The 15,339-nt window shown below is 61.2% G+C and carries 12 protein-coding genes; 3 read left to right on the top strand and 9 right to left on the bottom strand.

Annotation, left to right across the window (positions count from 1 at the left end; all coding sequences use genetic code 11):
* The 5 genes from O5M90_RS01660 to O5M90_RS01640 form a co-directional block, all read right to left on the bottom strand.
* Positions 1-1,620 (bottom strand): TIGR03016 family PEP-CTERM system-associated outer membrane protein, encoded by a 1,620-nt coding sequence (locus tag O5M90_RS01660; protein ID WP_269841676.1) that lies wholly within the window; start codon positions 1,618-1,620, stop codon positions 1-3.
* On the bottom strand, positions 1,538-2,470 hold the full coding sequence (locus O5M90_RS01655) for an XrtA-associated tyrosine autokinase (protein ID WP_269841677.1): 933 nt from the start codon (positions 2,468-2,470) through the stop codon (positions 1,538-1,540). The genes O5M90_RS01660 and O5M90_RS01655 overlap by 83 nt, the downstream gene beginning before the upstream one ends.
* Positions 2,471-4,051 (bottom strand): XrtA system polysaccharide chain length determinant, encoded by a 1,581-nt coding sequence (locus O5M90_RS01650; protein ID WP_262968158.1) that lies wholly within the window; start codon positions 4,049-4,051, stop codon positions 2,471-2,473.
* A 92-nt stretch (positions 4,052-4,143) separates the two neighbouring features.
* A complete protein-coding gene (locus O5M90_RS01645) occupies positions 4,144-4,734 on the bottom strand; it encodes an XrtA/PEP-CTERM system exopolysaccharide export protein (RefSeq protein ID WP_440402505.1) in 591 nt (196 codons plus the stop codon).
* A gap of 377 nt (positions 4,735-5,111) precedes the next feature.
* On the bottom strand, positions 5,112-5,987 hold the full coding sequence (locus O5M90_RS01640) for a ThiF family adenylyltransferase (RefSeq protein ID WP_269841678.1): 876 nt from the start codon (positions 5,985-5,987) through the stop codon (positions 5,112-5,114).
* 166 nt (positions 5,988-6,153) lie between these two features.
* Between O5M90_RS01640 and O5M90_RS01635 the strand changes: the two genes are divergently transcribed.
* The 3 genes from O5M90_RS01635 to O5M90_RS01625 all read left to right on the top strand — a co-directional run bounded on the left by O5M90_RS01635 (position 6,154) and on the right by O5M90_RS01625 (position 9,079).
* Positions 6,154-7,248, top strand: a complete 1,095-nt coding sequence (locus tag O5M90_RS01635) for a nitroreductase family protein (protein ID WP_269841679.1) — start codon at positions 6,154-6,156, stop codon at positions 7,246-7,248.
* A complete protein-coding gene (locus O5M90_RS01630; RefSeq protein WP_137940698.1) occupies positions 7,245-8,093 on the top strand; it encodes an EamA family transporter in 849 nt (282 codons plus the stop codon). Before O5M90_RS01635 ends, O5M90_RS01630 begins: the two co-directional genes overlap by 4 nt.
* A gap of 152 nt (positions 8,094-8,245) precedes the next feature.
* Positions 8,246-9,079, top strand: coding sequence for a PEP-CTERM sorting domain-containing protein (locus O5M90_RS01625; protein ID WP_171018081.1), 834 nt, complete (start codon positions 8,246-8,248; stop codon positions 9,077-9,079).
* A gap of 100 nt (positions 9,080-9,179) precedes the next feature.
* On the opposite strand, the gene O5M90_RS01620 is transcribed toward O5M90_RS01625, so the two are convergent.
* The 4 genes from O5M90_RS01620 to prsT form a co-directional block, all read right to left on the bottom strand.
* Positions 9,180-10,376 (bottom strand): glycosyltransferase, encoded by a 1,197-nt coding sequence (locus O5M90_RS01620; protein ID WP_269841680.1) that lies wholly within the window; start codon positions 10,374-10,376, stop codon positions 9,180-9,182.
* 13 nt (positions 10,377-10,389) lie between these two features.
* Positions 10,390-11,160, bottom strand: a complete 771-nt coding sequence (locus O5M90_RS01615; protein WP_137940701.1) for a S1C family serine protease — start codon at positions 11,158-11,160, stop codon at positions 10,390-10,392.
* The gene (locus tag O5M90_RS01610; protein ID WP_137940702.1) at positions 11,157-12,449 is read right to left on the bottom strand and encodes a GNAT family N-acetyltransferase; all 1,293 of its coding nucleotides are present in this window, start codon (positions 12,447-12,449) and stop codon (positions 11,157-11,159) included. Before O5M90_RS01610 ends, O5M90_RS01615 begins: the two co-directional genes overlap by 4 nt.
* Positions 12,450-12,536: 87 nt before the next feature.
* Complete coding sequence (gene prsT, locus O5M90_RS01605) at positions 12,537-15,326, bottom strand: XrtA/PEP-CTERM system TPR-repeat protein PrsT (RefSeq protein ID WP_440401786.1); 2,790 nt, start codon at positions 15,324-15,326, stop codon at positions 12,537-12,539.
* Positions 15,327-15,339 lie beyond the last annotated feature (13 nt).

Here is a 15,339-nt window from a genome sequence, read left to right as displayed (position 1 = left end):
CTAGAACTGCTGAACAAGGGTGGCGGTTGCCGCACTCTCGCGGTAAGGCTGAGACGGACTGTCGAAACGGGTGTGGCGCAGGCCGAACTGGACATTGGTGCGCACGCCAAGTTTGCCGTTCCAGTTGGCGGTCAGTGACTTCATATCGGTTTGCTGCCCGCTGGCCGCGCCGCGGCTGCGTTGCTGGGAAAACAGAATATTGGCCGACGAGTTCGGCGTCAGGCGGTGTGCCAGGCTCACCGACATCATGCGCTGGTTCACGAGGCCGGTCCGGGACAGGTCGCCATTGGCGGGCGAGTCCTGGTCGAGATTGCGGCTCTTGGTCTGGCTCAGAGTCATGGTCAGCGTGGTCCTGGGCCCGCCTTGAACGGACAGCGACAAGGCCTGGCTGCGGGTCAGGCTGGCCCCGCCGCCCAGAAAGCCACCGGTCGGCAGTGCGTTCGGATCCAGACCAAGATTGCGCAAAAAGCTGCGGACCAGCAGATCACGCCGCACGGGATCGGGCTCGATGGAGGAGAACTGGATGTAGAACAGCTCGTAGTTGCTCAGCACATTGGCCTGCCCCTGCAAGCCGCCGGTGTTGACCGACTGGGAGTCGGTGAGGCGCCAGACCGAGCGGGCCATGCGGTGCTCGAAGGTCAGGCTGTGTGAATTGCCATACCTGCGGTGAGTCCATTCCGCCGCCAGCTTGGTGCGCACGGTCGGTGTCCAGCCCGCGTTGACGCCGTAGATGGTGCTGCTTTGCTTGGCCAGACTCTCGAAGTTCTGACGTTCGGCCCCGCCGGTCACGCCGAAGTTCCAGTCGACATCGGGCCTGACCACCAGGGTGGCTGTCGCAGACTGGGTTTCCACCTCACGCCCGCCGCGCGCCTGCGAGAGCTGATCGCTCAAGGAGGCCGACCAGTTCAGCAGACTGCCCGCGCTCAAACCATTGAGCTGCATGGACAGTGAGCGACTGCTGGCATCCCCGGCCAATGAATCCTTGGCTCGACTCTCCAGCAGATTGGCACTCACCTGGTAGCCGGCGATGCCCGCTAACTGGCCCCGGATGTAGGGCGAGACATTGAGTCTGGCGACCTCGGAGCTGTTGCCGCTGCGCAGTGTGGGGTCGGTGGATTGAGTACCGAAGGCGGACACGGCTTGCTGGCCGACACTGGCCTGGGCGTCGACATAGAACCAGTTGTCGATCGCCTCGACGCTGAGCTTCGCGGCCAGTTTGTTCTGCACCTGGCCCGAGGCCTCGCTCTTGGTATAGATCACGCCGTTGAGCGAATAGTCCAGCGACCCACGCACACGACCCGTGCCGCTGCTGATACTGAGGCCGGGTGAGATCGTCGTGATCAGGGCGGCATCCTTGCCCTCATCTCGAAGCCGCAGATTGTCCGTCAGCGTGCTGGACAGGCTGATGCGAGGCTGCACCAGCAACTTGGATGCGGGCGCAGCGCTTTGCGCCGTTGCCTGCAGAGCGCCGAGCCACAGCACCGGAACAAAGACGCATTGGGCCACGCATGCCGCACGACGCTTGCCAAGCCCGGACTCAAGCCTTCTGAATTGCATTGTCGTGCCCGTAGCCATAGCCATACCCGTAGCCATACCCATAGCCATAGCTGCCAGCCGCATTGGAGCGCGCCTGATTCAGCAACAGCATCTTGACCGGGCAGGACTCGATGGTTGCAACGGCTTGCTGAACCGCGCTTTGCGGTGTCTTGTCGGCATGCACCACGACGACGATCTGCCCCATATGGGAGGCCAGCACGCGCGATTCGGTGGTCAGCAACAGGGGTGGCGAATCAAAGATGATGATGCGGTCCGGGTAACGCTTGGCCATGTCCTCGAGCAACTGACTCATCGCATCGCTCGCCAGCAGTTCGGTCGCACGCGCGTGCGGCGTGCCGCTGGGCAAAATGGTCAGCTTGTCGACATTGGTGCGGAGCAGGACGCTGGCCATATCGACCTGGTCTTCCAGCACGTCCAGCAGCCCCGGTCCTTGCGGCAGACCGAGCATGCGCAGGACCGAGGGTCGAGCCACGTCGGCATCGACCAGCATGACCGTGTTGTCCATCTCGGCGGCAATGCTCATCGCCAGATTCAGCGAGGTGAAGCTCTTGCCCTCCCCGGCCAAGGCGCTGGTCACCATGATCAGATTGGCGTGATTCAGCGTGGTCGCACCCTTGCCCATCGCATTCTTGATCAGCGGTCGCTTGATGACGCGGTACTGGTCGGCGATATGGGTGCGGGGCGCATTGGGCGTGAGCAGACCCTGTGCGGCCAAGGCATTGAGATCCAGATCCACCTTCTTGGACTGCTGCAGATGCGTCGACTCTTCGACGCCCGCCGGACTCGTCACCACACGCGGCTGCGGCGAAGGCTGGGGCTCGGCACCCTTGTTCAGCGTATCGCCGGGCAACATGACGCCGGCATTGCGCAGTTGCTCTAGGCGCTGCGCCGCCTGTTCGATGAGACTACTCATTCAACCCGCCTGTCTGCTGATCAGCAGCGCCATGACCACCAAACCGAGGGCAAAAACACCCACCAAACCACCCGACGCTGCACCGAAGCGCAGCAGATCGATACGCTCCCTGCGACGCTCGACATCGGTCGCCAGCCGCGACACCACGCCCAGCACCGGCAACTCGGTGCGCAGGCGCAGCTGATTGCCATCGTGAAACACGGGGCGCAGCTGGCTCGCGGCAAATGCGGTGAACAAACCGGCCGCCAGCGCCACAGCCAAGGCACCGCCCAGCAACAGCAAGCGATTCGGAGCCACCGGCTTGGACGAAGCCCTCGGCGGGTCGATCAGACGGAAGTCCGCGACACCCGATGCCACATCGAGTTCACCTGACATCGCCGCCGACTCGCGCCGCGACACCAGATCCTCATAATTCTTCTTGTGAATCGCGTAATCGCGATTCAGCTGTGCGGCTTCGGCCTCTAGTTGGGGTGCGGTTTTCAGCGCGGCCAGCGCCTGCCCATAACGGCTGGTGTACTCCGCGACACGGGCACGCAAGGAGGCCACCTGAACTTCGGTAGTGGCCAGCATGCGGCCAAGCTCTTGCTGCACCAGGCTCGATCCCGCACCGATCCCCGGAGGCGCGGCCATCGCCGCCTTGCGCAGACTCGCCATCTCAAGCTTCTTCTGTTCCTCAAGATCCGCAATCAGCTTGCGCGTGCTGATGATGTCAGGGTGCTGGTCTGTATAGCGCTGCAGCAGAGAATCCAGATTGCGACGCTGCACCTCCAGGCGGGAATCGATTTCCGGCGTAGCCACATTCAGAGCCGACTCCTGCAGCAGGCTCTGCGTCGTCGTGTTGGCACCGCGCGAGCGCTCGCCATCGATCTGCTGCTTGGTCGCATCGCGGGCATTCTCGGCCTCGCGCAACTCCAGCTTGGCACGCTCGAGCTGGGCACTCATCTCGGTCAATCGCGAGGCCGAATCGCGACCATCGCTGGACATGGTCTGCAGGTTGCGCAAGCGGAATTCCTTCAGACGCCCTTCGGCCTCTTCGAGCTTGGCCTCGTAGTTCTTGATCTGCTCGTTGATGAAGGTCGCGGCGGTCGCTGTGTCCTTGCGGCTGGCGCCGAGGCTGGACTCGACGAAGATCGACACCAGGGACTGAACCACCCGCTTGGCCGTCTCGGGATCCTCGTCACGATAAGACAGGGTGTAGAGGTTGTCGCGTGCCGTGCTGCCGATCGACAGCGACTTGGTCACGGTCTCGATCGTCGCTTCCTGCTGGGCTTTGGATTGATTCTTCAGGTCGAGATCGGCCATGCGAACCAGCTTCTCGACATTCGGTCGACTGATCAAGGTACGACTGAGCATCACGACCTGCTGCTCGACATTGGGCTGCACGGCCAGGCCCGACATCAGGGGCTTCAGAATCGACTGCGTGTCCACATAGATCCGGGCGCTGGCCTGATAACGATCCGGCATCATGAACACGACCGTCGCACACACGGCCCCGGTCACCCAGGCCACCAGGACGCCGGGCCAGCGGTACTTCCACATGCTGCGCGCAATGGAAAGAATCTGGGCTATCAATAAATCCATCTAGATTCGCCTGCAGACAAGCAAGGCACGCTGGCAATAGACAAGAAACCCCTGAACTCAGGTCGCCAGGGGGCTCGAAACCCGGTCTGGATTCAGAACAGGCTTTGCGGAATGATCAGGATGTCGCCGGGCCGCATTTCCACATTGGCCGACACCTCGCCACGCTTGATCAGATCGGTCAAGCGAACCGAGTACTGCTTGTTGCCCTCGGATGAACGCAAGATCGTCGCTTGATTGCCGGCGGCAAAGTCGGTCAAGCCACCGACCGCGATCATCACGTCCAGCAGAGTCATCTTTTGCTTGTAGGGCAGGAATTGCGGCTTCGCGGCCTCGCCGAGCACGCGGATCTGTTCGCTGAAGGGGCCGACAAAGCCTGTCACGATCACCGTCACGACCGGATCACGCACATAGCGGCCGAGTTGCTTTTCGATATCGCGGGCGATTTCCACAGAATTCTTGCCCTGCGCCACCATTTCATCGACCAGCGGCGTCGAGATCTTGCCATCGGGGCGCACAGGCACCGACATCGACAATTCGGGGTTGCGCCAGACAATGATATTGAGATTGTCACCAGCACCGACGATGTAGCTGTAGTCCTGGGTCGCAGCAGAAACAGGCGCTGCCGGATACTTGGAGCTGTTGCTGGCACAACCGGCAACCAGGCCAGCGGCCGCCACCAGCAAAGCCAGACCGAGTCCGCGCGAAGTGGAAGCAATGCGAGTATTCAAGGCAAGTCCTCTCAAAAATCAGTTGGTCTTGTGTGGACCCGTACAGCATCCAAGGGCATGACATGTTCGGACTGAATACCGATGCCTGCGAGGCCCCAGCGCAATGGATCATGCCACAGCAGTAAGGCAAACAAACCTGGGAATACGGACCAAGCCGCCATGGCAGATGCCCACTAGTTGACACCCTTGGCACCTGCCTCACCGAGCACCCGGTTCACAGGCCGCGATTGCACCTCAGCCCCAGCGACAAGGCTATCCCCCGAGTAGGGGCGTGCACCGCCAAACTGCCCGCCACAGGGCCAAAACGGGCCACGCGCCGCAAGCGACTCGGCTTATTTGCTGCGCCCTCGCAACACCGGACGGATAAAGCTCAGCAGCAATTGCTGCAGCGGATTTGCGTTGCCCAGGGGGCGCCAGGCATAGCTCAGCTTCTGGCGATACCCATCAAACTGCAGCGACCACGGCGCCGCACGCAGAGCGCCGCGCCCCAGCAAGACCTTCAGCACCGAAGTTCCCATCATGCCGGCGCACAGATCGCAGGCCATCATGGTGGACGGCCCGCGCTTCTCGACGAAATTCACCGCCTCGGGCACCACCAGATAGGAGCGCTGCAACATGGCTGGCGACAGTCCGGCGATGAATCGCGCGTATTGCTCCTGCTTGGTATGCCCTTCGAGCCGAAAGTAATTCTCGAAACTCAGCCCCCCTGGCTTGAAATACAGCAAGGAAACACCCATGCCCAACGGTGCCGCCGTCAACGCCGGGATCTTGCGCTCGTGACACAACTGGAACAGGCTGCGCCGTGCCTCGATGGCAAAAACATCGATGCCATCCACATAGACGTCAACATCGGCCAGGAATTCGCCAATATTCTCGGCAGTGACGCCGGCTGGATACACCCGCACATCGGCCTCGGGATTGATGTCCTTGACCATTTCGGCGAGCACTTGCGCCTTGGGACGCCCCAAAGTCGACATCGTGGCGCCAACTTGGCGGTTGAAATTGTGGACCTCGAAATCATCGAAGTCGGCAATATTGAACTTGCTCAGCCCCAAACGCGCCAAGGTCAGCAGATGAGCCCCGCCAACCCCACCCAGCCCGGCTATAGCCACCCGCGCCTGACGCAGCCGCGCCTGCTCCGCAACGGAGACCCAGCCGATATTTCGCGAAAAGGCGCGCTCATAATCAAATGTCAATGTCGGCTCCAAGTGCACCTCTTTTCTTCCGGCCTTCAGTGGCGCGGCAGCCTCATCATCGGCAGTTCGCCAGCACCTGTAAATCCAAACACGACTGCGGCAGACCCAAGCCCGCCTTGAGCAGCTTTTCTGGGGGGTCTTTGTATACCATGAGCAACCTATTCTGAAACACCGCATCATGCCGACTCGAGAGCAAGTTCTGCAGATTCTGGACCTCGCCCGTTGGGCACCCAGCGGCGACAACACCCAGCCCTGGCGCTTCGAGATCATCTCGCCCGAGCATATTGTTGTGCACGGCTTCGATACGCACGAGCACTGCGTCTATGACCTCGACGGGCATCCAAGCCAGATTTCGCTGGGCGCCCTGCTTGAAACCGCTGCAATCGCCGCGAGCGCCCACGGCCTGGGCCTGGAGACTAGCCGGCGGACCAGGCTGCCGGAGTCGACGCCGACTTTCGATCTGCACTTGCACGTCGACCCAAGCGTGAGGCGAGACGCCCTGATCGAGCAGATCGAACGCCGCAGCGTGCAGCGCCGACCACTGAGCACCCGCGCGCTGAGCAAGGCTGAGAAACAGCAGTTGCAGGACTGCCTGCCGGCCGGCTATCAGATTCATTGGCTGGAGGGCTTTGCCGCCCGGCTACAGACCGCCCTGCTGATGTTCCGCTCGGCCCGGCTGCGCCTGACCACGCCCGAAGCCTACCGGGTGCATTGCGACATCATCGACTGGGATTGCCAGTTCAGCGCCACCAAGGTCCCCGACCAGGCCTTGGGCGTCGATGCGGCCACGACCCGCTTGATGCGTTTCGTGATGAAGAGCTGGGATCGGGTGCAATTTTTTAACCGATTCCTCGCCGGCACCTGGGCGCCTCGGCTGCAGATGGACTTCGCCCCCAGCCTGGCCTGCGCGGCCCACTTTGTGCTGTACGCGCCCGAGCAACCCAAGACCGTCGATGACTACGTCGAAGCCGGGCGGGCCATGCAGCGCTTCTGGTTGAAAGCCACGGAGCTGCAACTGCAACTGCAGCCGGAGGTGACACCACTCGTCTTCGCAAGATATGCCCGAGAGCAGCGCCCCTTCTCCAGCACCAGTGGAGCGATGGCGGCAGCGATCGATGTCAAGTCTCGCCTTGAACGGCTGATCGGCGCCGATTTAGCCCAAGCAGCGGTCTATATGGGCCGGGTCGGCGCTGGCCCGACTCCCAGCTCGCGCTCGCTTCGCAGACCCCTGGAGGAGTTGATCATCAACACCCAGGCGGGAGCCCCATCATGATCGTGGTGATCACCACCTTGCTGGCGACGCTCTTTATTCAGCTGGGCTACTTTCTATGGAAGCTTTCCGCCGAGCACCAACCCAAGATCGGACATGCCTCCTGGCGCAGTGTTGCCGCATCGCTGCTGACGGACTGGCGTTGGCTGCTGGGCCTGGCCAGCACGATCATCGGCTGGGTGCTTTTTGTCCAGGCAACCGCCTTGGGCGAAATATCACTGGTTCAACCACTGATGTCGGCCGGCGATGTGCTGCTGGTCTTGATGGCAGTTGTGTTCCTGAAGGAGCGAATGAACCGGGCGGAGTGGCTGGGTCTGGCACTGACGGTGGCGGGCGCATTGGCACTGTCCTGGCAGGCCGAGGCCAAGCCCTTGATCGCACCCGACGTCACCAGCCTGTTGATCGCTGCAGCCCTACTGACCATCGGTGGCGGCATCATTCTTTATCTAGGCCGGCGGTCCAGCCAGCGAGAGCTTCCCTTGGCCATTGTCGTCGGCTTGGCTTTTGGCATGGGCGCGGCGCTGACCGAAGCGCTGACCGCCCAGAATCAGACTGGAGACAGCTCGCTTTCACTGCAGACGTTGACCAACCCTTTGCTACTCGGCGTCGTGGTTTTCAACATCGCAGGCTTGATACTGCTTCAAGCAGCGTTCCAACGGGGGCGCGCTTCCCTGATCGTGCCGGTGCAACTTGCGCTCGCCAATCTGGTGACCGTTGCGATCGGGGCAACAGTTTTCGCCGAACATATCAGCCCGTCCCGAGCCGCAGGCATCGCGCTGATATTGATGGGGGCTGCGATGCTGCATCAGCACCAAGGGACACCGGGTCGGCAAGCATTGTCGGAATAATTTACACAGACAATCCTCTCAGGCCAATCAACTCCCACACCCGCCCCCTAAGTGATTGATCTAGCTAATAAAAACATCAGTGGCACGATCTCTGCTTAAAGAATGCACGGGTGGGCTGCCCCTTCGAGCAGCTTTTCGATAAGGAGATGGATATGACGATTCTGCGCAAAGTTGCACTGGCAGCCGCACTGACCCTGGCCGGTCATGTTGCCCACGCTGGTGTTGTGATTGATGACTTCTCTGTCAATCAAGGTACCCTTGCTACCGGCGTCCTGCTGGACAATGTGACCGATGCCAACGGCGTCTACAGCCGTGTTTCCGGCCCGGCCGCCAGCATCATCGGCGGTCAGCGAGACATTTTTGTCATCAAGAATGGCTCTGTCGCTTCTGACAACACCGGCGCCGGCATCCAAGCCTCGGCCAACGGTGGCGTGCTGAGCTACAGCACCGCTGCAGGCACTCACGGCCAAGCCTACGTTCGCTGGGATGGCAGCGTGCTGGGTGACATCGGCGCAACCGCGTCGACCAAGGCTGGCTTCGAAGGCCAACTGAACCACACGGGTTTGGGTGGACTGAATCTGGCAGCGACCGCCAATGCCTTCAAGATTGACGTGCTTGAGTCGGATCTGGGCTTTGACTTCACCATCGAGGTCTACACCAGCGCCACTCAGTGGACGAAGCTGATCTTGCAATCGACTGCTGTCAATGGCGGCGTGCCGGATCAGGGCGCGATCTCGTTTGCCGATTTCGTCGGCCCCAATGCCGTGCTGCCGAGCGGCGCGATCCGCATCTCTGCCGGTGGTGGCGCTGATCTGAGCAATGTCGGTGCCCTGCAGACCGTCATCAACTTCAGCGGCAGCACGACCAAGATCGACTTGGAGCTCGACCTGATCAAGACCGTTCCGGAACCGGCATCGCTGGCACTGGTCGGTGCTGCTCTGTTCGGTCTGGGCTGCGCCCGCCGCCGTCGTAGCGTGCAAAGCTGATCGGTTCTCACCGATAAGCACAAAGGGCGCCTCGGCGCCCTTTTTTGTTGTCATTCATTTCAGGATGGGCTCGCCCCGCCGTCTCGGGCAGGTCCAGCAATCAGTTCGCTGTGACGGCCACCTCTCTATAGCTTGACTCCATCAAGTCAACCACCGACTCGGCCTCGTACTGCGTCGACTTGCGTCTACCCGCAGCGCCTAGCGCGGCTCTGAGGCCGGCATCGGCGGACAACTGCACCAGGCGATCGGCAAGTTCCTGGTCGTTCTCCGGCTCGACCAGAAAACCGTTGACACCTTCATCGACCAACTCGGTCGCGGAGACCACGCTGCGAGCAACCACAATCGGCTTGGCAAACCACATGGCCTCCATCGCCACAAGGCCTTGAGTCTCGACCCAAGACGGCAGCACAAACACATCACAAGCCGCGTAATAGCGGGCCAGCAGGTCATGGTTCAGAAAGCCCAGGAACTTGACGCGCTCTTGAATCCCTAAGGCAACACATTGCCGCTGAAGCGCATCAAGATCGGCACCCGCCCCGGCGATCAGCAACTGAGCATCCGTCACCCGCTTCAGCATGAGCGCGAAACTGCGCAGCAAGAAGGGGATGTTCTTTTCCGGATTCAAGCGCCCGGCAAACATCACCACGAAACCGGCCTCCCTGACCATCGGCTCGACCGACTGCGGATCCGCAAAGTCGACCGGGTTGCTGATGAAATGCACCGGTGTGTGTATGCCTTTGGCCGGCAGTTGCTCAGCCAGGTTCTTGGACACCGAGATCAGCAGATCGACGCGGTTGCAGATCGAGACGATCTTTCGAACAATGAGGCGTCGGAATGGCCGCATCGGCAGCGGCTGGGTCAGATGATCCTCGGTCATGTGATAGGTGTAGACCTGCTTCAGCCCCAGCCGCTTGCAGACCTTCAGCGCTCGCAGCAGCATCACCCCCAGATAGTGATGGTGGACCACATCGGGTCGTATCTTGCGCAGCAGGCGCTCGATCTCGGCACCCGAAGGCAGAGCCTGATAGAAACCGAACAACTTGAGCGTCGGCACGCGATAGACCTGTACGCCGCGCCAGACTTCCTGCTCCGGCTCACCGGGCCGACGTGAGGTGATGATGCTGATGCGGTGGCCGCGCCGACTGAGATGACCCGCGACGGCCTGTAAATGCGTCCCGACCCCGGTTGCTCCGGGCAGGAAATCGTCCGAGAGCATGCAAATCGACAAGGGCTGTACCTGACTCATGGCGGACCTTGCGTGGTGGGAGTGAGAGAAATATTGATTGACGAAGGGCATCAGCGCCTGCTTGCTAGCGCTTGGCGAGCAAGCGAGCCGCATAGTGCGCAGGGATGGCGTAGCTGATTCCCGTGGGCTGGGTCAAGGCTGTCTCCTTGCTGCCTTTGATGAACACCATGTTGACGATGCCCAGCACCTCTCCCGTATCCAGATTGAAGACCGGGCCGCCGCTATTGCCGGGGTAGGCCGTAGCATCCAACTGGAGAATATCGAAAGCACCGTCGCGCAACTGACGTATCGCCCGGGCATTGAGCGTCTGAGCACTGGGCGGTGGCAAGGCAATGCTCGTGATCGCTGCGATGATGCCCCGATGGGTCACCGGGGAAAAGCCCAGGGCACCACCGACCGGGAAACCCATCAAAGCGATCGCCTGCCCTTCTTGAGCACTGGCACTCTGACTCAGTTGCAGGGCAGGAACTTCGGGGCCATCAAAACGCAGCAGCGCCAGATCATGCGCGTTGTCAAGGCTGAGCACGGCGGCTGGGCGCATGCCCCATCGCCCATCGCCTTGCGGTACCTGGATGACCAGCTTGCGCTGCCGCTCTTCGTCCGAGGTCGGTGGCAGTACATGGGCATTGGTGATCGCATGTCGACCATCATCGACAACAAAACCAGTGCCGCGGAATGCAAACCGGGGACTGTCGGTCTCTGCATAGGTGCCGACCAGTAGCAAAGACGGCTTTGCACGCTTGATCAAGGCCGGCAGATCGGCGCTCGCCGGCGCCGCCCACCAAGGCAGGCCCGCGACACCTGCCGACCGAAGAAGCAGCAGCCGGCGCTTCATTGCATCAAATCATCCGAGGTCTGTCCGACCTCGAGTGCGGCCACACATTGACGCCAGATGCGATCAGGCTCATCAAGCCTGAAACCGATGAATACACCAGCCTCGGTCTCGCGCCGACGCACCGCCGAGACAGTGACCGTCGAATGTTCGGATTTACCCAGTTCTATCGTTGCCTGGCCAGACTGCCCGAGTTCCAGATCCAGTTTGCACTCCGCCTGGAAGCCCGACAGCGAGACTTCGATGACATGCAGCACAAAAGGCCTTTTGCCCTCCGGCGTATCAAAGGTCACCACGCCGGGGCAACGGATCGAGTAGCGTTGATGCTGACGCAAGGGATGTCCGGCCACAGCATCGCCGCGCAGCATCGGCAGCACCGAGCGGTACTCCACCAAACCGTAGATGGACCAAAGCAGTGCTTTCTTCCGATCATCCAGTTCCTCAAACACCTTGCTCTTCTTGTTGAAGAAGTGGTCCAGCAGGGCCGGCGTCATGACCGGATCATTGGTCGTGAAATAGCGTCGCCGCGGCAGCTGGATATTTTCGAGCTTGAGTTGAAAGAAATACTTGTGCAGATTCTTGCGAGCGGCCCGGCCCCGATAGCCGGCGCGAAAAACATCCGACGCATGCTTCAGATCAAGCGTGGCGCCAACGGCCGGCGCGCCATTGGCGAAGTCGTAGTTGTCGACCACGGTCTCCTGCAAGCGCTGGAAATACAACAAGGCCTCATAGAGCTCAATCCGCTCGGGATTGACCGCGATCACCAGATGTCGGGTATCGAAGAACTCGGTGCAATATTCATGCATGAACTTCATCAGCGGGAACAGGATGGCTCCCCCCGTTTTACGGAAGTCCGGATGCACCGCCAATGCGGAAATCTCGGCGATCTGACCGCCTTGAGCCCGCACATGCTCCAGATCAAACACCGACTGCAGCGGGAAACCAAACACACCTTCTCTGATCATCGAGATGGTGCCCACCACGCGCCCGTCGTACTTGGCGCACAGCGTGGTGGTAGTCGGTAGAGCGTGGTACGGCGTGATGCGCATGCCCGACGGCTCGGGTTTCATGAAGCCGCTGGCCACATAGGCATCATGAAGAATCTTGAAACAGTCCTCGAGTTCTTCGCGGGTTTCGGCAATCTTCAGCTGCAGGCGGGCATCGGGATCGGGGTCGCAATCAACCATCCGACGGTAGATCTCGAAGCGTGCCGGGGCCGGCAAAACGCCGAAAAGGCGCCGCAGTCCATGATGAAACTTCTTCCTAAAACTGGATCGCTGAATTTGCGTCATGCCACATTCTCCGTTGGCCGCCGTCTACCCTGATGCGGTCGAGGCTAACAGAGCCCAGTGTCACTCACAAGCTGTCACATTTGCGGCTCAGAGTTCAGCCTGCAGTTTTTTCACCTCATCGTGCTGGGCAAACTTGTCGCCCAGTTCAGCCAGTTTCTTCAGCTCCTCCTGGGCTGCCGATTTCTGCCCGGCCCGCAGGTAATAGCGTGCCAGATGCAGCCGGTGCAAATGCACCTCGGGCGCCAGTTTCACGGCTTGCTGCTGAACCTCTAAGGCCTTGTCAAACTGACCCGCGTCGGCATGAATCTCCGCCAGCGTATCCATGAACGGAGGCTGATTGGGACGCAGGCGATTGGCCTTTTCCGCATATGCCAGGGCGCCGGGTTTCTTGGCCATCTTGAGCAGCCAAGCCACATTGTTGTTGGCGGCCGGGTTATCGGGTTGGAGCTTGAGAACCTCTTGATAGAAGGCCAGGGCCTGGCCATGATCGGAGCGCAAGAGCGCGCCGTCCCCGAGGTAGAAAATAAACGCACTGTCCTTGGGGCGGTCTTTGCGCCATGCCGCCTCGAAGGTGGCGGCCTCCCCCCCCTTGCCTGCGGCCAGGAGGCTGCGATGCAGCTTGATGGCCAAGTCGGTCTGAGCACGTTTGTCCAGGCTGCTGCGGTAGGCCGCCACAGCTTTGGGCCAGTTCTTCTGTTGAGCTTCGAGATCCCCTTCAAGCTCGTAGCCGGCCGGGTTCTGGGGGCTTTGCTGTTGCAAGGTACGCACTTGCGCTCGGGCTTCGCTGATCTTCCCCGCCGCAATCTCCAGCGCCAGCAGGGCGGTATGGGCAGGCACAAAATCAGGCCTAACGCTCAAAGCCCGTTTGTAACTTTGCGCCGCCGCTGCCTGGTTCTTACCTGCCATGTGCAGCTCGGCAATTCGCATAAAGGGTTGAGGCGATGTGGGCTGCAGAGAAGCCATCTTGTTGAAGGCGATCAAGGCCTGGTTGCTGTCGCCGGTCGCCATCTGGACTTGCCCGAGCAATTCCTGCAACTCAGGACTGTCGGGCAAGGCCGCCACGCCTTCCTGAGCCGCCGCCAGCGCCAGCTTGTTTTCCTTGCGCTCAAGCTGCAGGCGCACCAGGGCCGCACGAGGCGCCAGCGCTTCGGGATTCTGTTTCACCGCCTTGGTCAACAGCTCGATCAACTCGCCCGGCTGTGCGCCGGCCTGTGCCCGCAAACCGACGATGGCCATCTGGGCCTGCACATGCCGCGGGTCCGTCTCCAACATCTTCTCGAAGCGCTTGATGGCGAGTTCTGGCTTCTTGTCCGCGATGTCCATCGCGGTCAAGCTGCTTGCGGCCGGGAAGTACACCGGATCAGCCTTCAAGGCCGCCTCGAAAGCCGAACGTGCCTGGGCTTGATTGCCACGCCGGAGCTCGACACCGCCGCGCAGCATGGGCGCCAAGGGCTTGTTGGGCTGCTTCAGTTCGAGCGCATCGATCGCCTGCAAGGCCTTGTCGCTCTCGCCCTTGCGTACCAAGGCGCTGATCAAAGCCAGGTCGGCCGTTGCGCCGCTGTCCTCGGCCGAGATGGCACGCAGCTCGTCGAGACCCTGGTCGCTGCGGCCCTTGCCGATGTTGGCGACAGCCAGGGCTGTGCGGCTGCGCGCGTCTTGGGGGTTGAGCTTGACCGCTTGCTGCAGATAGTCCTCGGCCTGCTTGGCATTGCCCAATAGGAAGTGGGCTTCGGCAGCGGCCGCAAAGATGTCGGCATCTGCTTTGCCGTCATTGAGCGCCGGCTGCAGCACGGTCAGCGCCTTGGCAGCCTCGCCGGCACGCAAATGCGTTCGCGCGAGCAAGACCCGGACGCGTTTGGTATTGGGCGCCAGCCGAAGCGCCTTGTTCAGATGGGTCTCCGCCTGCAGCAGAGCGCCACGGCGAAACTCGATGGCCCCCGCCAGGAACTGAACTCGCCCGTCTTCAGGTGCCCCCTTCAGCAAGACCTGCACGTTTTCCCGCGCGGTCTTCAGGTCGCCGGATTCCATCGCCTGATTGGCGGTGAAAAGGCGCAGCTGTGGGTGATTGGGCAAGGCGGCCTTGAAGTCAGCCAACGCCTTGTCGGTCGCGGCGCGATCACCCTTCGTAGTCAGCAGAGACAAGAGACCGTTGTGAGCAGCGACATTGCTTTTGTCGAACTTCAAGGCCTCCCGGAAAGCCGTGATCGCCTCGTCGTTTCGCCCCGCGAAAGCAAGCAACTCGCCCTTGAGCTGCCAGCCCTCGGCGAACTCGGCATGCTTGGACAGCACCGACTCCAGGGCCGGCAAGGCCAGCGCTGTACCGCCGGAACCGGCCAGCAAGCGCACCTGGACCAGCTGAGCGCTCACATTGCCCGCATCGAGTTTCAAGGCCCGATCAATACGACTCCTTGCCTCGTCCTGATTGCCGCGCAAGGCGTAAACGGTCGCCAGGGTCGTCTGCAGATCGGCCATTGGCTTGGGGGCGGCCAACTCGACCTTGGCATAGTCCGCAAGCAGCTTGTCGAACTGCAGTTGCAAAGACAAAGTCCGCGCCAGCAGGGCCGTCAACTCATCATTCGCATAGCCGAGCTCGCGGGCCTTGCCAAGCTCGATCACCGCGCCGCTGACATCACCGCTTTCAAGCAGGATCTTGCCCAGCAGAAAGCGCGCCTCCGCCAGATTGGCATTGCCCTGCAAGGCGTTCTTCAGCTGTATCACCGCCGCCTTGCTGTCTTTCTTCTCCAGATGGCTTTTGGCCGAGGCCAGCAACTGCTCGGGCGAGTCGCTGAAACATCCCGTCATCGACAGGGCCGTCAGCCACACGGCCAAGGTCTTCGTGCCCACGCTGCTGCCCTTGAATACGTGCTTGACTTTCACTGCGCTCTCCCCT

It is taken from the genome of Paucibacter sp. M5-1 (assembly GCF_027498415.2).
Taxonomy (GTDB): domain Bacteria; phylum Pseudomonadota; class Gammaproteobacteria; order Burkholderiales; family Burkholderiaceae_C; genus Roseateles_E.
This window is presented reverse-complemented; position numbering and strand designations above follow the sequence as displayed.